This is a genomic window from Streptomyces sp. NPDC101151 (assembly GCF_044768335.1).
In the GTDB taxonomy this organism is placed as follows: Bacteria; Actinomycetota; Actinomycetes; order Streptomycetales; family Streptomycetaceae; genus Streptomyces.
The window spans coordinates 23,499-41,216 of record NZ_JBIWPP010000023.1 but is presented as its reverse complement, the minus strand read 5'-3'; the positions used below and the strand labels follow the sequence as shown (position 1 = coordinate 41,216).

18 protein-coding genes are annotated in these 17,718 nt (G+C 70.6%); 11 read left to right on the top strand and 7 right to left on the bottom strand.

The window, feature by feature from the left end:
- Positions 1 to 21 precede the first annotated feature (21 nt).
- The 4 genes from ACIRU3_RS32345 to ACIRU3_RS32330 all read left to right on the top strand — a co-directional run bounded on the left by ACIRU3_RS32345 (position 22) and on the right by ACIRU3_RS32330 (position 6,797).
- A complete protein-coding gene (locus ACIRU3_RS32345; RefSeq protein WP_404063827.1) occupies positions 22 to 1,827 on the top strand; it encodes an ABC-F family ATP-binding cassette domain-containing protein in 1,806 nt (601 codons plus the stop codon).
- 326 nt (positions 1,828 to 2,153) lie between these two features.
- The gene (locus ACIRU3_RS32340; RefSeq protein ID WP_404063824.1) at positions 2,154 to 3,944 is read left to right on the top strand and encodes a PQQ-binding-like beta-propeller repeat protein; all 1,791 of its coding nucleotides are present in this window, start codon (positions 2,154 to 2,156) and stop codon (positions 3,942 to 3,944) included.
- Between the two features lie 67 nt (positions 3,945 to 4,011).
- A complete protein-coding gene (locus tag ACIRU3_RS32335) occupies positions 4,012 to 5,859 on the top strand; it encodes a PQQ-binding-like beta-propeller repeat protein (RefSeq protein WP_404063821.1) in 1,848 nt (615 codons plus the stop codon).
- Positions 5,860 to 6,089: 230 nt separating this feature from the next.
- Positions 6,090 to 6,797: a LuxR C-terminal-related transcriptional regulator gene (locus tag ACIRU3_RS32330; protein ID WP_404063818.1), complete on the top strand. Its 708-nt coding sequence runs from the start codon at positions 6,090 to 6,092 to the stop codon at positions 6,795 to 6,797.
- Between the two features lie 39 nt (positions 6,798 to 6,836).
- Here the strand turns inward: ACIRU3_RS32330 and ACIRU3_RS32325 are convergent, their stop codons facing one another.
- On the bottom strand, positions 6,837 to 7,175 hold the full coding sequence (locus ACIRU3_RS32325) for a hypothetical protein (RefSeq protein WP_404063816.1): 339 nt from the start codon (positions 7,173 to 7,175) through the stop codon (positions 6,837 to 6,839).
- A 21-nt stretch (positions 7,176 to 7,196) separates the two neighbouring features.
- Complete coding sequence (locus ACIRU3_RS32320) at positions 7,197 to 8,888, bottom strand: sodium:solute symporter family protein (RefSeq protein WP_404063813.1); 1,692 nt, start codon at positions 8,886 to 8,888, stop codon at positions 7,197 to 7,199.
- A 194-nt stretch (positions 8,889 to 9,082) separates the two neighbouring features.
- Here ACIRU3_RS32320 and galT point away from each other — a divergent pair, with 194 nt between their 5' ends.
- From galT to galK, 3 genes are read left to right on the top strand one after another with little or no spacing between them, the layout of a single operon-like run.
- Positions 9,083 to 10,144 (top strand): galactose-1-phosphate uridylyltransferase, encoded by a 1,062-nt coding sequence (gene galT, locus ACIRU3_RS32315; protein WP_404063810.1) that lies wholly within the window; start codon positions 9,083 to 9,085, stop codon positions 10,142 to 10,144.
- Entirely contained in the window at positions 10,141 to 11,118 is a 978-nt protein-coding gene (gene galE, locus ACIRU3_RS32310; protein ID WP_404063807.1) for a UDP-glucose 4-epimerase GalE, read from the top strand. The genes galT and galE overlap by 4 nt, the downstream gene beginning before the upstream one ends.
- Positions 11,119 to 12,273, top strand: a complete 1,155-nt coding sequence (galK, locus tag ACIRU3_RS32305; RefSeq protein ID WP_404063804.1) for a galactokinase — start codon at positions 11,119 to 11,121, stop codon at positions 12,271 to 12,273.
- A 23-nt stretch (positions 12,274 to 12,296) separates the two neighbouring features.
- Here the strand turns inward: galK and ACIRU3_RS32300 are convergent, their stop codons facing one another.
- Entirely contained in the window at positions 12,297 to 12,611 is a 315-nt protein-coding gene (locus ACIRU3_RS32300) for a hypothetical protein (protein ID WP_404063802.1), read from the bottom strand.
- Positions 12,612 to 13,005: 394 nt separating this feature from the next.
- On the opposite strand from ACIRU3_RS32300, the gene ACIRU3_RS32295 reads away from it, so the two are divergent.
- Positions 13,006 to 13,623, top strand: coding sequence for a hypothetical protein (locus tag ACIRU3_RS32295; RefSeq protein WP_404063799.1), 618 nt, complete (start codon positions 13,006 to 13,008; stop codon positions 13,621 to 13,623).
- A gap of 365 nt (positions 13,624 to 13,988) precedes the next feature.
- Here ACIRU3_RS32295 and ACIRU3_RS32290 read toward each other — a convergent pair whose 3' ends face one another.
- On the bottom strand, positions 13,989 to 14,444 hold the full coding sequence (locus ACIRU3_RS32290) for a GNAT family N-acetyltransferase (protein ID WP_404063796.1): 456 nt from the start codon (positions 14,442 to 14,444) through the stop codon (positions 13,989 to 13,991).
- Positions 14,445 to 14,706: 262 nt separating this feature from the next.
- Between ACIRU3_RS32290 and ACIRU3_RS32285 the strand changes: the two genes are divergently transcribed.
- Positions 14,707 to 15,474, top strand: coding sequence for a LuxR C-terminal-related transcriptional regulator (locus ACIRU3_RS32285; RefSeq protein WP_404063793.1), 768 nt, complete (start codon positions 14,707 to 14,709; stop codon positions 15,472 to 15,474).
- Here the strand turns inward: ACIRU3_RS32285 and tamR are convergent.
- Positions 15,433 to 15,930, bottom strand: a complete 498-nt coding sequence (tamR, locus tag ACIRU3_RS32280) for a MarR family transcriptional regulator TamR (RefSeq protein ID WP_053661755.1) — start codon at positions 15,928 to 15,930, stop codon at positions 15,433 to 15,435. The genes ACIRU3_RS32285 and tamR overlap by 42 nt on opposite strands.
- A gap of 88 nt (positions 15,931 to 16,018) precedes the next feature.
- On the opposite strand from tamR, the gene ACIRU3_RS32275 reads away from it, so the two are divergent.
- Together ACIRU3_RS32275 and ACIRU3_RS32270 are read left to right on the top strand one after the other, a co-directional pair.
- The gene (locus ACIRU3_RS32275; RefSeq protein ID WP_404063791.1) at positions 16,019 to 16,843 is read left to right on the top strand and encodes a trans-aconitate 2-methyltransferase; all 825 of its coding nucleotides are present in this window, start codon (positions 16,019 to 16,021) and stop codon (positions 16,841 to 16,843) included.
- A 2-nt stretch (positions 16,844 to 16,845) separates the two neighbouring features.
- Complete coding sequence (locus ACIRU3_RS32270; protein WP_404063789.1) at positions 16,846 to 17,226, top strand: VOC family protein; 381 nt, start codon at positions 16,846 to 16,848, stop codon at positions 17,224 to 17,226.
- Here the strand turns inward: ACIRU3_RS32270 and ACIRU3_RS32265 are convergent.
- Together ACIRU3_RS32265 and ACIRU3_RS32260 are read right to left on the bottom strand one after the other, a co-directional pair.
- Positions 17,201 to 17,452, bottom strand: coding sequence for a type II toxin-antitoxin system RelE/ParE family toxin (locus tag ACIRU3_RS32265; protein WP_404063786.1), 252 nt, complete (start codon positions 17,450 to 17,452; stop codon positions 17,201 to 17,203). The genes ACIRU3_RS32270 and ACIRU3_RS32265 overlap by 26 nt on opposite strands.
- Positions 17,449 to 17,703, bottom strand: a complete 255-nt coding sequence (locus ACIRU3_RS32260; protein ID WP_404063783.1) for a type II toxin-antitoxin system Phd/YefM family antitoxin — start codon at positions 17,701 to 17,703, stop codon at positions 17,449 to 17,451. Before ACIRU3_RS32260 ends, ACIRU3_RS32265 begins: the two co-directional genes overlap by 4 nt.
- Between the last annotated feature and the right edge of the window lie 15 nt (positions 17,704 to 17,718).

Sequence of the window (17,718 nt, the reverse complement as noted above, 5' to 3'; positions counted from 1 at the left end):
ATCCCCCTGGGCAGGAGTGAAATGGCCGTCAACCTGGTCAATGTCGAGAACGTCAGCAAGGTGTACGGCACCCGTGCCCTGCTGGACGGCGTCTCGCTCGGTGTGTCCGAGGGCGACCGGATCGGTGTGGTGGGCCGCAACGGCGACGGCAAGACCACCCTCGTCCGGATGCTCGCCAAGCTGGAGGAGGCGGACACCGGGCGGGTCACCCACTCCGGCGGACTGCGCCTCGGCGTGCTCACCCAGCACGACTCCCTGGACCCCGCCGCGACCGTCCGGCACGAGGTCATCGGCGACATGGCCGACCACGAGTGGGCCGGCAACGCCAAGGTCCGGGACGTGCTCACCGGCCTGTTCGGCGGGCTCGACCTGCCCGGGTTCCCGAAGGGCCTGGACACCGTCATCGCACCGCTGTCCGGCGGTGAGCGACGCCGTATCGCGCTCGCCAAGCTGCTCATCGAGGAACAGGACCTGATCGCCCTTGACGAGCCCACCAACCACCTCGACGTCGAGGGCATCGCCTGGCTCGCCCGGCACCTGCAGAACCGCCGCTCGGCGCTGGTGTGCGTGACGCACGACCGGTGGTTCCTGGACCAGGTGTGCACCCGCATGTGGGACGTGCAGCGCGGTGCCGTCCACGAGTACGAGGGCGGCTACTCCGACTATGTCTTCGCGCGCGCGGAGCGCGAGCGGATCGCCGCCACCGAGGAGGTCAAGCGGCAGAACCTGATCCGCAAGGAGCTGGCCTGGCTGCGCCGCGGGGCGCCCGCGCGTACCTCCAAGCCGCGCTTCAGGGTCGAGGCCGCCAACGAGCTGATCGCGGACGTGCCGCCGCCCAGGGACACCAGTGAGCTGATGAAGTTCGCCTCCTCCCGCCTCGGCAAGACCGTCTTCGACCTCGAGAACGTCACCGTGCAGGCCGGGCCCAAGGTGCTGCTCCAGCACGTCACCTGGCAGCTCGGCCCCGGCGACCGCATCGGGCTCGTCGGCGTCAACGGCGCCGGCAAGACCTCCCTGCTGCGGGCCATGGCCGAGGCGGCCCGGACCGAGGGCGAGACGCAGCCGGCCGGCGGCCGCGTCGCCGTCGGCAGGACCGTCAAGCTCGCCTACCTCTCCCAGGAGGTCGCCGAACTCAACCCCGCCCTGCGGGTCCTGGAGGCCGTGCAGCAGGTCCGGGAACGCGTCGACCTCGGCAAGGGACGCGAGATGACCGCCGGGCAGCTGTGCGAGACGTTCGGGTTCAACAAGGAGAAGCAGTGGACGCCGGTCGGCGACCTGTCGGGTGGTGAGCGACGGCGCCTGCAGCTGCTGCGCCTCCTCATGGACGAGCCCAACGTCCTCTTCCTCGACGAGCCCACCAACGACCTCGACATCGAGACCCTCACCCAGCTCGAGGACGTCCTCGACGGCTGGCCCGGCTCGATGATCGTCATCTCCCACGACCGGTTCTTCGTGGAGCGCACCACGGACCGGGTGTTCGCCCTCCTCGGCGACAGCACCCTGCGGATGCTGCCGCGCGGCATCGACGAGTACCTGGAGCGGCGGCAGCGGATGGAGGAGGCGGTCGCCGCCCAGACCGCCGCGGTGCCCAGGACGGCCGGGGCGGACAGGAGCGCCGCCGACCAGCGTGCCGCCAAGAAGGAACTCCAGAAGATCGAGCGGCAGTTGGACAAGGTCTCCGAGAAGGAGTCCAGGCTGCACGCCCAGATCGCCGAGAACGCCACCGACTTCGCCAAGGTCGCGGAACTGGACGCCCAGTTGCGCGATCTGGCCGGGGAGCGCGAGGAACTGGAGCTGCGCTGGCTGGAGCTGGCGGAGGACGCGTAGCGCGCACGCGCGCACGCTGCCGTCCTGCGCAAGGGCGTGCGCGGCTGGATCGCGCGCCTGCGACGCGGCGCACCCACTTGGCGTGCACAGCGTGAACCGGCCGCGCGCAAGGCTGTTGCGTGCGCCGCGTGAAGGGGGCGTGAAGGCGCATAACGGCGGCATCACGGGCCGGTTCTCCCTTGGGAACAGGCGCGGGCTCGGGCCCGTGCGCTGTCGGCGGCGGGTGATAGAAAGAGCCGTCTGAGAACTGTCTGAGTACGACCTTGGGTCCGTGAACGAACCTCAGGGCGTGGCTAAAAATCAGTGAACGAGGGGGAAGAGCGCTGATGAACCAGCCGCCCGACCAGCCGCCGCAGGGCGGCTTCGGAGCACCGCAGGACCAGCCGCCGCACGGCGGTGGATTCGGCGCCCCGCAGCCGCCACCCCCGCCGGCCCAACCGCCCCAGGCACCGGCTCAGCCCCCGCAGCCCCAGCCCGGCTACGGCTACCCCCAACAGCCCGGCCCCTACGCCCAGCCGGGCCCGTACGGAGCCCCCGGCGCACCCGGAGCCGGCGCACCGGGCCCGTACGCCCAGCCCCAGCAGCCCGGCCCGTACGCCCCCCAGCCCGGCTACGGCTACCCGCAGCAGCCGCCCCAGTACCCGGGTGCCCCCGGCACCGTGCCCGGCGGCGCGCCCTTCGGCGGGAAGCCGGCGAAGGGGCGGACCGCGCTGATCATCGGCGCCGCGGTGGCCGCGCTGGTCGTCGTCGGCGGCACCGTCTACGCGGTCACGAGCGGCGACGACGGCGGCAAGAAGAAGCCGGTCGCCCAGCAGAGCGACGACGACAAGCAGTCCTCCTCCGACGCCCCGGTCAACCCCGGTGACGGCAGCGGCGACGGCGGTGCGGACCCGGAGAACCTCAACGAGGGCCGCAAGCCCGGCGAGGCGAAGGTGCTCTGGTACAAGACCGCACCCGACGCCCCTGGGTCCGGCGCCGACGCGCCCGGCATGTGGATCACCGACAAGACGGCGGTGAAGGCGGCGTACAAGCAGCTCTTCGCCTACAACGTCGGCGACGGCAACCCCGCCTGGGACCCGATCACGTTCCCGCAGAAGATCTGCTCGGTCACCCCGCAGAAGTCGGCCGACGACAAGATCGTCGTGGCGTACATGAGCGGAGTCAGCGACCGCGCCAAGTGCAACCAGCTCCAGCAGATCGACCTGAACACCGGCAAGAAGGGCTGGACCGCCCAGGTAGCCGACGGCGAGCTGTTCGACAGCGCGATCAGCATCGAGCTGACCACCAGCGGGAAGACGCTGATGGTCGGCCGCTCGCAGTCGGGCACGGCGTACGACATCGACACCGGACGCAAGCTGTTCGACAAGAAGAAGTACGGCTCGGCCTGCTTCCCGACCGCGTTCGCGGGCGGCTCGGGCCGGCTGGTCCAGGTGGCCTCCTGCAACGCGGGCGCCGCCAACGAGCACGACGAGATCCAGGAACTCGACCCGGCGGGCGGCAAGGTCAAGTGGACGCAGCCGGTCAAGAAGGGCTGGAAGGTCGCGCGGACGTACTCCCTCGACCCGCTCGTGGTCTACCTGACCAACGAGAGCAAGAAGGCCTGGAACATCTCCACCTTCACCAAGGACGGCAAGTTCCGCTCGGAGGTCAAGGTGAACGAGAAGTTCGCCCCGCGCTGCGGCTGGGCGATCCTCGCACGCGACCTGCAGGGCTGCCAGGGCGTCGCCGTCGACGCGGACACGCTGTACCTGCCCACCGACGCCACGAGCGGCGCCAACGAGATCGTCGCCATCAGCCTTGCCAACGGCAAGGAGAAGTGGCGCGTCAAGTCGCCCGCGGACGAGTCGATGTCACCGCTCAAGGCGGAGGGCGGCAAGCTCATCGCCTATGTGGAGCCGTCCTACGACGCGGGCGGCCAGGTCGTGTCGATCCCGGTCGCCGGTGGCGCGCACACGACGGCCAAGCTGCTGCAGAACCCGGCGGGCACCGCGGAGATCGAGAACGCCTTCTTCGACGGTGCCGTCGACTGGGCCGACGGACGCTTCTACATCTCCTCGACCCGGCTCTCCGGCAACGACGACTCGAAGGAGAAGCTGATGATGGCCTTCGGCAAGTGAGCCCCGGCCCGTCTCCCGTCCTCCTTCCGCCGTCCGGCCCCGACAGCTTCACCGAGGTACCCGCGTCATGACCCAGCCGCCCCCGCCGCCCAGCCAGCCGCCGAACCAGCCCCCGCAGCAGGGCGGTTTCGGCCCGCCCCAGAACCAGCCGCCCACGGCCCCGCCGGTCCCGCCGACCCCGCCGGGCTTCCAGCAGGGCCCCCAGCCCGGTGGCGGCCACCCGCAGCAGCCGCCGGCGCCTCAGCCGCCCCAGCCCGGCTACGGCTACCCGCAGCAGCCCCAGGCCCCCCAGCCCGGCTACGGCTACCCCCAGGCGCCCCAGCCCCCGCAGCCGCCCCAGCCCGGCTACGGCTACCCCGGCACGCAGCAGAACCCGTACGGCCAGCCGGCCCCGCCCACGGGTCCCTATGCCCAGCAGCCGGGTTACGGCTACCCGGGCGGCCCCGCCGCGCCGATGCCGCCGCAGCCCGCGCAGTCCGGCGGCGGCAAGAACAACAACGCCCTCGTCATCATCGTCGCGGCGCTCGTCGTGATCGCCCTGATCGTCGGCGGCGGAATCTGGTACGCCAAGTCCGCCAAGGACGACGGCAAGAAGGACGAGACCGCCAGTTCCAGCGGTGGCTCGGGCGGCAAGGACGGCTCCGGCGGAACCACTTCCGGCGGCAAGGAGAAGGCGCCCGCGAACCCCGCGGCCGACATCCTGTTCAAGGTGCCGCTGCCCCAGACGAAGGACACCGTCGTCACCGCGGGTTCCTGGCTGACCGACAAGGTGTACGCCAAGAGCGGGGTCGCGGAGATCGTCGGTTACGACCCCGCCAAGGGCACCGAGCTGTGGACGCTCAAGCTGCCCGGCCCGGTGTGCACGGCCAGCGATCACGTCACCGAGGACAACAAGACGGCGATCGTCTTCCAGCCGGAGATGCCCGCCAAGAACTCCACCGCCGGCTGCACCCAGCTCGCCGCCGTCGACCTCGACAAGGGCACCCGGCTGTGGACCAAGACGGTCAAGACCGGTGATGTCTCGGTCAACCTCCAGAACGTGACGGTCTCTCAGCACACCGTCGCGGTCGGCAGCACCGACGGCGGTGCCGCGTTCGACATCGACTCCGCCAAGGTGCTGTGGCAGCCGAAGCCGGAGGACTCCTGCTTCGACGCCGGGTACGGCGGCGGCGCCAAGCTGGTCGCGGTGCGCAAGTGCGGCACCTACGACAACCGTCAGCTGCACATCCAGACCATCGACCCGAAGTCCGGGAAGGTGATCTCCGACTACCAGATGGCCGAGGGCATCGAGTACGCCAGCGTCGTCTCGACCGACCCGCTGGTGGTGGCCGCCGATGTCGGCGACAGCGCGGGCGACGGCAGCGGCGTCTCGGACTACTTCTCCATCGACAACAAGACCGGCAAGCTGCTCACCCGTATCTCCGCGCCCAGCGACACCTACGCCGGCCGGTGCGACGGCATCAGCCGCGTCGAGGACTGCAAGGAGATCGTCGCCGGCAACGGCAGGCTGTACGTGCCGACCGAGGAGCACGACGACGGCGGCAAGTACAGCAAGACCAACGAGATCGTCGCCTTCGACCTGGCCACCGGCAAGCAGACCGGCCAGCGCGCCACGGCCGGCAGCGACTACACGATCTCCCCGCTGCGCATGGACGGCGGCAACCTGATCGCCTACAAGCGCCCGCCGTACGACAAGGGCGGCCAGATCGTCAGCATCGACGGCGGCTCCTTCAAGGCGACCACGCTGCTGGAGAACCCGGCCACGCAGGACGTGCGGCAGGAGGAGACCGGGATGCTCCCGGAATACTCGGAGATCCTGTTCGGACAGGGCCGGCTGTACATGTCGGCCGTGTACGCGCACAAGACCTCCTACGACAAGGAGTACCTGCTGCTCGCGTTCGGCGCGGGCGGCTGATCGCACGCCCCCGAGCGCTTCAGGGCGCCCGGGGCGAATGCGAGGTATTACCAGGGAGTGCCCCGGATTTCATCGATCCGGGGCACTTCTCCTTCATAGGGGCAGCGCGACGTCGAACAAGCGTGTAGCTTCCGGGGGCATGAAGGCGGGGTGCCGGGGGGCCCTCTGTCGTTGTGGACCGGTGGGCGTCCATAGTGGGGCATCCATGGGGGGGACTGGGGGGTTGCTCTATGGGAGTGCGGCTCATGGTCGTCGACGACCATCGCCTGCTCGCGGAGGCGTTGGCGTCGGCGCTGAAGCTGCGCGGGCACCGGGTGCTGGCGGCGGCGGCGCCGGCGGCGGGTGCGGCGGACCTGGTGATCGCGCGGGCGCCGGAAGTGTGCCTGCTGGGCACGGCGGCGCCGGCCGAGCCCGGGGCCTTCGACCCGGTGGTGAAGATCAAGCGGGAGCGGCCGCAGGTGGCGGTGCTGGTGCTGGGCCCGGTGCCGTCGCCGCGGGGCATCGCGGCGGCGTTCGCGGCCGGTGCGTCGGGGTACGTGCGCCACGACGAGCGGATCGAGGGGGTCGAGCGGGCCATCATGAAGGCCCGGGCGGGGGAGGCGGCGGTGGCCCCGCAGTTGCTGCAGGGGGCCTTCGGTGAACTGCTCAATCCGGCGGCGCAGCCCGATGACGAGGGGCAGCGGCTGCTGCAGATGCTCACTCCGCGCGAGGTGGAGGTGCTGGTCAGGGTCGCCGACGGGGAGGACACCCGGTTGATCGCGGCCGGTATGGGGATCGCGCCGAGCACCGCGCGTACGCATGTACAGCGGGTGCTGATGAAGCTGGGCGTGGGGTCGCGGCTGGAGGCGGCGGCGTTGGCGGCGCGGACGGGGCTGCTGGACCGGGCGGGTCCGGTGACCAACACGGACTGGACGCCTCCTGCGGGGCCGGAATCGTAGGGACTCCGGCCCCGGCCGTCCGCCCGCGACGGGAGGCCGTTACTCCTTCTCCTCCGGCAGCCCCTGCGGGGGCAGCGGCGGCGGAGTGGGCCGCAGCTTGAGCCAGGCCAGGAAGAAGATGCCCAGGAGCAGCATGCCGATGCCGGTCCACAGGTTGATGTTGATGCCCTCGGCCTTGTCGATGGCGGCCTGGGAGTCGGTGATGCCGGTGATCGTGACGATGACGCCGTAGAGCACGAAGAGGCCGCCGATGATGCGGCGCAGGTCGAAGATGCGGGCCGCGGTCGCGGACTTGCCCTGCAGCTCGGTGACTTCCCGCTGGACGTCTTCCTCGCTGTAGTGGAACTGCTCGGGGCGGCCCTCGGAGTGTTCGGTCATGGTTTCCTCATCCTCCCGCGGTCAGAACGAGAACGGGATGTAGCAGGCGGCGGCCAGGACGATCGCGCCCCAGCCCAGCAGGGCGGGCTTGCGGTACCAGGCGTCGTCGCCGGCGGCGGGCGGTTCGGACATGCCGGGGGAGCGGGTGCCGTAGACGAGACCCTGCAGTTCCTCGGCCGGCTTCGGCCTGGTGAACAGGGAGACGGCGAACATGACGACCGCGCCGGCGACGAAGCCCGCGATCGCGGAGACGAAGTTGGCGCCCTGGTCGGTGGGGATCGAGATGATGCCCTTCTTGTAGAACACGAAGTAGTTGACCATCGCGGTCACGGTGCCGGCGAGCAGCCCCCAGAAGCCGGACTTGGCGGACGCGCGCTTCCAGAACATGCCGACGATGAAGACGACGAACATCGGCACGTTGAAGAAGGAGAACAGTGTCTGCAGGTAGGCCATGATGTTCGAGAACGAGGACGCCAGGAACGCCGTGCCGACGGAGGCGGCGACGCCGATCGCGGTGATCAGCCGGCCGAAGCGGACGTAGTACGTGTCCTCGCGGCCGCGCACGACGTAGCGGGCCCAGATGTCGTTGGTGAACACCGTGTTGAACGACGACACGTTGGCGGCCATGCCGGCCATGAACGCGGCGAGCAGGCCGGTGACCGCGATGCCGAGCACGCCGTTGGGGAGCAACTCCTGCATCAGATAGGGGATGGCGTCGTTGTACTGCAGGCCGGAGCCGGCGGTGCCGATCTTCGGGACGAGTGCGGCGGCGACCAGGCCCGGGATCATCACCAGGAAGACGATGAAGACCTTCGGGTAGGCGGCGATCAGCGGGGTGCGCTGCGAGGCGGAGAGGTTCTTCGCGGACAGGGCGCGCTGCACCTCGGCGAAGTTGGTCGTCCAGTAGCCGAAGGAGAGGACGAAGCCGAGGCCGAGGACGATGGTCAGCCAGTTGGCGCCGAGCGGGTTGGCGCTGCCGATGCCGGTGCCGCCCCAGGCGGTGGTGAAGTCGGCGCCGTGGGTGGCGGTGAGCTTGTCGGTCAGACCGCCCCAGCCGCCGACCTTCTTCAGTCCGAGGATGGTGATCGGGATCAGGGCCGCCAGGATCACGAAGAACTGCAGCACCTCGTTGTAGATCGCCGAGGACAGGCCGCCCAGCGTGATGTACGCCAGCACGAAGGCGCCGGCGACCACGATGGCCACCCACTGCGGCCAGCCGAGCAGCGCCTCGACGACGATCGCGAGGGCGTAGAGGTTGACGCCGGCGATCAGGATGGCCGCGAAGGCGAACAGGATCGAACTGAGCAGGTGGGCGCCCCTGTCGAAGCGCAGCAGCAGGAACTCGGGGACCGAGCGGACCTTGCTGCCGTAGTAGAAGGGCATCATCACCAGGCCCAGGAAGACCATGGCGGGGATGGCGCCGATCCAGTACCAGTGCACGGTGTAGGCGCCGTACTGGGCGCTGTTCGCGGCCATGCCCAGGATCTCGGTGGCCGCCAGGTTCGCCGAGATGAAGGCGAGGCCGGTGATCCAGGCGGGCAGCGAGCGTCCGGAGAGGAAGAAGTCGAGGCTCGTCTTCACCGAGCGGCGGGCCGCGAAGCCGATGCCGAGGACCACGACGAAGTAGATCGCCAGGATCGTGTAGTCCAGCCAGTTGGTGGGGAGTCGTAGCTCCGCCGCCAGGTAGGCGGGGGCATGTGTGGGGGTTTGCATGAGTACTCGCTTCGTTGCGCGAACTGATCCAGAGCGGAACCTACGCCTCCGCGTTCAGTAATTGAACACTTCTGATGGTGTTCTTTGTTTGATTGTGATGGTCGCAGGTGTTGTCGGGTTGTGGTCTGTTATGTTTGTTTGTGTTGAGTGATTGGTGCGGGACACACCCTTCGGGGCTGAACAAGGAGTCCGGCGTGAAGAAGACCTCGACCCGGCTGGCCGACGGTCGTGAGCTGATCTACTACGACCTCCGGGACGACACCGTGCGGGACGCCGCCGACCGCCGCCCGCTGGACCGTACGGTCACCACGTCCGAGGTCCGCCGCGATGCGCTGCTCGGCGATTCGGTCGCGATCGCCTCGCACCGTCAGGGCCGCACCTACCACCCGCCGGCCGACGAATGCCCGCTGTGCCCGACACGGGATGAGCGGCTGAGCGAGATCCCGGACTCCACGTACGACGTCGTCGTCTTCGAGAACCGCTTCCCCTCGCTGGCCGGCGACTTCGGCCGCTGCGAGGTCGTCTGCTTCACCTCCGACCACGACGCCTCCTTCGCCGACCTCGCCGAGGAGCAGGCGCGCCTGGTGCTGGAGGCGTGGACGGACCGGACGTCGGAGCTGTCGCATCTGCCCTCCGTCGAGCAGGTGTTCTGTTTCGAGAACCGGGGTGCGGAGATCGGCGTGACCCTGGGCCACCCGCACGGTCAGATCTACGCCTACCCCTTCACCACGCCCCGCACCGCCCTGATGCTCCGCTCTCTCGCCGCCCACAAGGAGGCGACCGGCGGCGAGAACCTCTTCGACGCCGTCCTGGAGGAGGAACTCGCCGGGGAGCGGGTCGTCCTTGAGAGTGAACACTGGGCGGCCTTCGTGCCCCACGCCGCGCACTGGCCCTACGAGGTCCACCTGTACCCGAAGCGCCGGGTGCCCGATCTGCTCGCGCTCGACGAGGCCGCGCGCACAGAATTCCCTCAGGTCTATCTGGAACTCTTGAGGCGCTTCGACCGGATCTTCGGCGAGGGTGAGCCGCCGACGCCGTACATCGCGGCCTGGCACCAGGCCCCGTTCGGCGCGCTGGAGGAGTTCGACGGTGTGACGCGGGACGATTTCGCGCTCCACCTCGAGCTTTTCACCATCCGCCGCACTTCCGGCAAGCTGAAGTTTCTCGCGGGTTCCGAGTCCGGCATGAGCGTGTTCATCAACGATGTGCCGCCGGAGCGCGCGGCCGAGCGACTGCGAGAGGTAGCGAGTTCATGAAGTACCTGGTGACGGGTGGCGCAGGTTACGTCGGCAGTGTCGTGGCCCAGCACCTGCTGGAGGCCGGCCACGAGGTGACCGTCCTCGACAACCTCTCCACCGGCTTCCGCGAGGGCGTGCCCGCAGGCGCCGCCTTCGTCGAGGGCGACATCCGCGACGCCGCCAAGTGGCTCGACTCCTCCTACGACGGCGTGCTGCACTTCGCCGCCTCCTCGCAGGTCGGCGAGTCGGTCGTGAAGCCGGAGAAGTACTGGGACAACAACGTCGCCGGCAGCCTGGCCCTGCTCGGCGCCATGCGCGCGGCGGGCGTCCGCAAGCTGGTCTTCTCCTCCACGGCGGCCACCTACGGCGAGCCGGAGCAGGTCCCGATCGTGGAGACCGCCCCGACGAAGCCCACCAACCCCTACGGCGCCACCAAGCTCGCCGTCGACCACATGATCACCAGCGAGGCGAACGCCCACGGCCTGGCCGCGGTGTCCCTGCGCTACTTCAACGTGGCCGGCGCGTACGGCACGTCCTCCGGTGTCATGGTCGGCGAGCGCCACGACCCCGAGTCGCATCTGATCCCCCTGGTCCTCCAGGTCGCCCAGGGCCGCCGCGACGCGATCTCCGTCTACGGCGACGACTACCCGACCCCGGACGGCACCTGCGTCCGCGACTACATCCATGTCGCGGACCTGGCCGAGGCCCACCTGCTGGCCCTGACGGCCGCGCAGCCGGGCGAGCACCTGATCTGCAACCTCGGCAACGGCAGCGGATTCTCCGTCCGTGAGGTCGTCGAGACGGTCCGCAAGGTCACAGGCCACCCGATCCCCGAGGTCATCGCGCCGCGCCGCGGCGGCGACCCGGCGGTCCTGGTCGCCTCGGCCGACACGGCCCGCGAGAAGCTGGGCTGGAACCCGTCCCGCGCGGACCTCGCGGGGATCGTCGCCGACGCGTGGGAGTTCACGCGGACCGTCACAAGGGAGCAGTAGGTGGGGGAACAGCAGGTCCGGGAGCGCTTCGCCGAGTTGTACGGGGCCGAGCCGGAGGGGGTGTGGGCGGCGCCGGGCCGGGTCAACCTGATCGGCGAGCACACGGACTACAACGACGGCTTCGTGATGCCGTTCGCGCTGCCGCACCGGGCGACCGCGGCCGTCTCCCGCCGCACCGACGGCATCCTGCGCCTGCACTCGGCGGACGTCGAGGGCGGGATCGTGGAGCTGTCGCTGGACGCGCTCGCACCGCAGAGCGACCAGAACTGGACGGCGTACCCGGCGGGCGTGGCCTGGGCCCTGCGCGAGGCCGGGCACCCGGTCACCGGCGCCGACGTCCACCTCGCCTCCACGGTCCCGACCGGCGCGGGCCTGTCCTCCTCGGCGGCCCTGGAGGTCGTGATCGCGCTCGCGCTCGGCGACCTGTACGGCCTCGGCCTGCAGCGCTGGCAGCTGGCCCGCCTGTGCCAGCGCGCCGAGAACGTCTATGTCGGCGCGCCGACCGGAATCATGGACCAGACGGCCTCGGCCTGCTGCGAGTCCGGACACGCCCTGTTCCTCGACACCCGTGACCTGTCCCAGCAGCAGATCCCCTTCGACCTGGCGGCCGAGGGTCTGCGTCTGCTGGTCGTCGACACACAGGTCAAGCACGCCCACAGCGGCGGTGAGTACGGCAAGCGCCGGGCCGGCTGCGAGAAGGGCGCGGCCCTGCTGGGCGTGGACGCCCTGCGCGACATCGCCTACCCCGACCTGGACGCGGCCCTCGCCCGGCTCGGCGACGAGGAAGAAGTCGTCCGCCTGGTCAGGCACGTCGTCACCGAGGACCAGCGGGTGGAGCGCGTGGTGGAACTGCTGCGCGCCGGCGAGACCCGCTCGATCGGCCCGGTCCTCACCGAGGGCCACCTCTCCCTGCGCGACGACTTCCGCATCTCCTGCCCGGAACTGGACCTGGTCGTGGACACGGCCCTGGCCACCGGCGCGCTCGGCGCCCGCATGACCGGCGGCGGCTTCGGCGGCTCGGCGATCGTCCTCGCGGAGGCCACCGACGTCGACACCCTGACCAAGGCGGTCGAGGAGGCCTTCGCCGCGGCCGGTTTCACGGCCCCGCGCGTCTTCGAGGCGGTGCCGGCGGCGGGGGCCCGGCGGGTGAACTGAGACAGGGAGGAGGCGGTGTCGGTTCAGCCCTCGGTGCCGCCGCCCGCGAAGCGCACGGCGGACACGAGCGCGATGCGAATCAGGCCGGGCTCGGGTGGCGGGGCGTCGTAGACACAGGCGACGGTGAGGGCCGGGCGGGTGTCCGTGGGTTCGAGGCGGGTCGTGCAGATCTTCATCTCTCCGACGGCACTGCCGGCCCGCCGACCGAGCGTCGGGGTCTTCTCCAGTTCGGCGCGCAGGGCTTCGACGGCTTCGACATGCCCTCGGCCGATGGCCTGACAGCGGGCGAGGGCCTCATGCGTGACTTCGGCAACGACCGGCTGCCGGCCGTCGGTCACCGCGCTGTCCCTCGTGCCTTCGCCGGGGCGCGGCGGGTGAACTGACGGCATTGGTTCCTGCGGCTCACACCGGCTTCGTACGCGATCAGCGTGTACGGGGCCGGTGTCGTCGTTCCAGGACCGCGGCGCCGGGCGCCGAAGTGCCAAGCCGTCGCAGGGCACTTGGCAAGGGCCGGTAATGTACATGGCGCTCACGGCGGCGTTGCGGTCGCACGTCCGCACCTGTCCGGCAGAGCCGGTGGTGGACCGGGGAGAGACACGGGGGAGGCGCCACATGGCGTGGGACGAGTGAGAGTGGAAGAAGGACCTCCTCGCCGAGACCAACACGAACTTCCGCGCCGACAAGTCGCCCAACCCGATCGGCGCCCTCGGCTCCCAGGTCATCAGCAGCCTCATGCGCCAGGGCCAGTACGACACCGAGTTCCTCGACGACTACCGCGAGAAGCTGTTCAAGCAGGACAGGGGAGCGGGGGAGTCGAACACCGACGACCTGTGGGTCAGGGGCTACGACGCGACGGACCTCGTCTTCGGCGACGGCAACGGCCGGGACCCGCTGGAGGGACTGTTCGACGGCCTCTCCCACAACCCCACCAGTGATGACGGACGACGAGACACGGTCCCACTTCGACGGCCGGGGTCTGGTGGAGATGCGGCTCGGCACGTCGGCGAAGCCTCGTGCGGAGGCGCGCTTGGGTACCAGCTGTTGTCGAGCCACCGGATCAGGCGGTGGGTGCTCCTGCTCGTTTTCCGGCGCGATGACGACCCGCTGGCCCGCCGCCGGGCCGGGCAGACCATCGAGCGGCTGCGGGCGGGCGGCCCGGTGCTGGTGGACCGCGAGCTGCCTCAGCCCCCGCCGCCTCCGGCCCCGGCCCCGCCCCTCACGCCCCGGCCGCCAGCACCTCGCCCCCGCCGGTCGATGGAACCCCAGCCGCCTCCACCGCTGGGCCCGCCCGGGGCCCGGATCCCGCCCCGGCCGCCCGCGCCCACCGTCCCCCCGGACTCGCCGGAATGACGTTCGAGCACCGGCCCGAGCAGGAGCGCTCAGGAACTCGGCCGGGCGGTCGGAAGGCTGAGGACGTGACGACCCCGTCCCCTCCCTGGCAGCAGCCGTATCTGGTACATCCGCCGTATCCGCCTCTGACCGGCCATCCGTCGCCTCCCCCTCCAGAACGGCGGTCCAGGCGGGGCTGCCGCGAGGCCAAGCGCGTTGATTGGATACTTGCCCGGCCTGATGGCCTGTGCCGAGATCCTCATTGGGCCCGCGCCCGGACCCGCCCCCCACCCCGCAACACCTGCTCCGGCAGATCGACGCCGTCATACTGAGGCCGCGAGGACCCATGACTCAGCAGAGCCTGTACCGGCGGCTGCGCGACCGGCTCACCCCAGCCGCTTCGTCAGTGTGTACTCCGTGATCCCCGGTGGATAGTCGGGGATCACGCACACCACGTCGTAGCCCTGCTTCTTGTAGAACTCCGGTGCCTGGAAGTCCCATGTCTCCAGCCGGGCGGCCGTGCAGCCGCGGTCGGTGCGGGCGATGCGTTCGGCCTTGGCGAGGAGGTGGGAGCCGAGGCCCGTGCCGCGGTGGCGGGCGTCGACCCACAGGTAGCTGACGTGCAGCCAGGTCGTCCAGGTGTGGCCGACCAGGCCGCCGGCCAGGTCTCCCGCCGGGTCCAGCGCCCAGACGTGGAGGGGGGCTTCGCGTTCGCCGGGTGTGCCGCGCAGGTCCGCCAGGATCGGGGACGCCGCCGTGTTGGTGTCCCGCAGCCGGGAGCGAAGCAGATTACGTCGGTCCTTGTCGACTTCCGCCTCAATACGAAACATGCGCCACACCATAAACGTGCCGGACGGCCAGTTCTGTAAATCGCCTTCCGCTCTCTGCTCCCATCCGTACTCTGATGAGCAGCACCGGTGGGGGCCGGTGCTGATCAGGGGGCGAGACAGGCGGGTACGGCGCCCGCGGTGGGGGTAGCAGTTTCCGCAACGGCGGCGGCCGTGCGGTCGGCGTTCCTTCCGCAGGTGTCGTGCCCGCGCGGGTCGTCGTTCTCCGGACCTTGGGTATCCCCTGCTCCACGCGGAGCCTGGGGAAGGGGGTTACGTGGTTCGTATCCGAGTCCTGGTCGTCGACGACCATCGCATCTTCGCCGAGTCGCTCGCCGCGGCGCTGGCCGCCGAGCCCGACGTCGACGTCTCCGCCGCGGGCAGCGGCCCGGCGGCGCTGCGCTGCCTGGAGCGCGCGGCCACGGAGGGCCGTCGCTACGACGTCCTCCTCGTCGATGCCGATCTGGGCGGCAATCTGCCGGGCGCCCGCCCGGCCGTGCCCGTGCAGGCGGGCAACGAGGAGGGCCTGGTCGACGGGATCTCGCTGGTCGCGGGCGTCCGCTCGGCGCAGCCCGGGGTGCGGACGGTGGTCCTCGCCGAGAAGGACGACCCCCGGCGCGCGGCTCTCGCGCTGCAGGCCGGAGCCTGCGGCTGGGTCGCCAAGGACTGCTCGCTCTCCCGGCTGCTGACGGTGATACGGGGCGTGCTGCGCGACGAGACGCATCTGCCGCCCGCCCTGCTCACCGGCGTCCTCAAGGAGCTGACGGCCGCGCGCAGACACCGCACCGAGAGCGAGCGGCTGGTGGAGTCGCTGACCCCGCGCGAGCGAGAGGTGCTGCGCTGCATGGTCGCGGGCCTGGGCCGCAAGGCCGTGGCCGAACGGCTGTTCCTCTCCCCGCACACCGTGCGCACCCATATGCAGAACGTCCTCGGCAAGCTGGGCGTCCACTCGACGCTGGCCGCCGTGGCGCTCGCCCGGCGCGCGGGCGTGGGACCGGCCGACCTAGCCGGGGATGTTGTCGAACGGGGCGGTCAACTGGCGTAGCAGACCTGCCAGCTCGGCGCGCTGGGCGCGGGACAGCTCGGCGAGGATCGCCCGCTCCTGCTCCAGCAGGCCCGCCAGTGCCTGGTCCGCGCGGTCCCGGCCCGTGTCGGTCAGCCGGACCAGCACGCCCCGCCGGTCGCTCGGGTCCGGCAGCCGCTCCACCAGGCCCTTCTTGGCGAGCCGGTCGATCCGGTTGGTCATCGTGCCCGAGGTGACCAGGGTCTGCGTCAGCAGCTGACCGGGGGAGAGCTGGTAGGGCGTTCCCGCGCGCCTGAGCGCGGTCAGCACGTCGAACTCCCAGGGTTCGAGCTGATGCTCGGAAAAGGCGAGCCGGCGTGCGCGGTCCAGGTGCCGGGCCAGTCTGCTCACCCGGCTGAGCACTTCCAGCGGCTCCACGTCGAGGTCCGGACGCTCCCGGCGCCACGCTGCGACCAGCCGATCGACCTCGTCCTCCATGGAGATCAGTGTAGTGGTTGTGTCGACATGAAGTCTCTTGATCTCAAGTCTCTTGACATCAAGATATATGGGGAGGAGAGTGGACGGCATGACGACACCCACCTGGGACGCGGCCCAGTACCTCCGCCACGCCGGCCACCGCGCCCGCGCCTTCACCGACCTGCTCGCCCGTGTCCCCGCCCTCCCGGCAGAACAGCCCGCGGGCCGGCCCCGCATCGCCGACCTCGGCTGCGGCCCCGGCAATGTCACCGCCCTGCTCGCCGAACGCTGGCCCACCGCCCACATCACCGGCTACGACAACTCCCCCGAGATGCTCGACAAGGCGCACGTGGACCACGAGGGCGCCACGGCCGGGGGCGGCCGCCTCGACTTCGCCCACGCCGACGCCGTCGCCTGGACGCCCGGGGAGCCCTGCGACCTGATCGTCTCCAACGCCGCCCTGCAATGGGTGCCGGGCCACGCCGACCGCTTCGCCGACTGGATCGCCGCCCTGAATCCGGGCGGCACCTTCGCCTTCCAGGTCCCGTACAACATCGACGCCCCGCTGCACGCCCTGATGCGCGAACTGGCCGCCACCCCCCGCTGGAAGTCGCGTCTCGCCGACGTCCTGCGCCACACCGACTCCGTCCACACCCCCGGCGCATACCTGGACCGCCTGGCCCGTCTCGGCTGCGCGACCGACGTGTGGCAGACGACGTACCTTCACGTCCTTCAGGGCGAGGACCCGGTCCTGGACTGGGTGAAGGGCACCGGCCTGCGCCCCGCCCTGACCGTCCTGGCCGACGACCCCGAGGCCCGGGACGCGTTCGTCACCGAGTACCGGGACCTGCTGCGGGAGGCCTACCCGAGTGCCCCGTACGGCACGGTGCTGCCGTTCCGGCGCCTGTTCGTGGTGGCCGTGAAGGGGGAGTGAGCATGCTCGCCGCCGTCGACCACGTCCAGCTGGCCGCACCGCCCGGCTCCGAGGACACCCTGCGGGCGTACTACGTCGACGTCCTCGGCATGACCGAGATCCCCAAGCCGCCGGTGCTCGCGGCGCGGGGCGGATGCTGGTTCCGGGCGGGAGCCGTCCAGCTTCATCTGGGCATCGAGGAGGACTTCCGGCCCGCGCGGAAGGCGCACCCGGGGCTGCGGGTGCGGGAAATCGAGGCCTACGCGGCCCGGCTGGCGGCGCACGGAGCGCTGGTCACCTGGGACGACAGCCTCCCGGGCCACCGGCGCTTCTACTCCGAGGATCCGGTGGGGAACCGGCTGGAGTTCCTGGACACGGTCAGGCCGTCCGGCCGAGGTGTGTGACGAGGATGTGGACCACGTCGTCGTCGATGATGTAGAGGACGCGGTATTCGCCGATGCGGAGGCGACGGAGATACGGCGCCCCGTAGGGAACCGACGCGGGCGGACGGGGATCGTCGGCCAGTTTGTCGATCGTGTCGAGGACCAGGGCGAGGCCGCTCGGATCCTCTTCCAGGAAGCGTGCTGCGGAGTCGAGGGCGCGAGGTTCGAAGACGATCTCGTAGGTCACCGCTGTTCGAGCCCCAGCCGCCTGCGCACCTCTGCCATGGGAATGCCGGGCTCAAGCGTCCCCTCGGCCTTGCGTCGCCGGTAGTCGGCGATGGCCAGGGCGTCCTCGTAATCCTCTATCACCTGCGGCGACACGAGCAGCGCGGCCACATGCCCGTGGTCGGTGAGGGCGATGGTCTCGCGGCCGTGGGCCGCGCGCCGGACCAGGTCGCCGAGCTGGGAACGGGCTGCGCTGATCGCGATCTCGGTCATACCCTGCATGGTTCC

What these genes read in the sequence shown, in the direction of transcription:
- ACIRU3_RS32295 (WP_404063799.1), top strand. Translation starts at nt 13,006, where the DNA reads ATGCGCCAGGGCCAGTACGACACCGAGTTCCTCGACGACTACCGCGAG.
- tamR (WP_053661755.1), bottom strand. Translation starts at nt 15,930, where the DNA reads ATGGAGGACGAGGTCGATCGGCTGGTCGCAGCGTGGCGCCGGGAGCGT.
- ACIRU3_RS32330 (WP_404063818.1), top strand. Translation starts at nt 6,090, where the DNA reads ATGGGAGTGCGGCTCATGGTCGTCGACGACCATCGCCTGCTCGCGGAG.
- ACIRU3_RS32345 (WP_404063827.1), top strand. Translation starts at nt 22, where the DNA reads ATGGCCGTCAACCTGGTCAATGTCGAGAACGTCAGCAAGGTGTACGGC.
- ACIRU3_RS32290 (WP_404063796.1), bottom strand. Translation starts at nt 14,444, where the DNA reads ATGGTGTGGCGCATGTTTCGTATTGAGGCGGAAGTCGACAAGGACCGA.
- galE (WP_404063807.1), top strand. Translation starts at nt 10,141, where the DNA reads ATGAAGTACCTGGTGACGGGTGGCGCAGGTTACGTCGGCAGTGTCGTG.
- ACIRU3_RS32270 (WP_404063789.1), top strand. Translation starts at nt 16,846, where the DNA reads ATGCTCGCCGCCGTCGACCACGTCCAGCTGGCCGCACCGCCCGGCTCC.
- ACIRU3_RS32335 (WP_404063821.1), top strand. Translation starts at nt 4,012, where the DNA reads ATGACCCAGCCGCCCCCGCCGCCCAGCCAGCCGCCGAACCAGCCCCCG.
- ACIRU3_RS32325 (WP_404063816.1), bottom strand. Translation starts at nt 7,175, where the DNA reads ATGACCGAACACTCCGAGGGCCGCCCCGAGCAGTTCCACTACAGCGAG.
- ACIRU3_RS32320 (WP_404063813.1), bottom strand. Translation starts at nt 8,888, where the DNA reads ATGCAAACCCCCACACATGCCCCCGCCTACCTGGCGGCGGAGCTACGA.
- ACIRU3_RS32260 (WP_404063783.1), bottom strand. Translation starts at nt 17,703, where the DNA reads ATGACCGAGATCGCGATCAGCGCAGCCCGTTCCCAGCTCGGCGACCTG.
- ACIRU3_RS32340 (WP_404063824.1), top strand. Translation starts at nt 2,154, where the DNA reads ATGAACCAGCCGCCCGACCAGCCGCCGCAGGGCGGCTTCGGAGCACCG.
- ACIRU3_RS32275 (WP_404063791.1), top strand. Translation starts at nt 16,019, where the DNA reads ATGACGACACCCACCTGGGACGCGGCCCAGTACCTCCGCCACGCCGGC.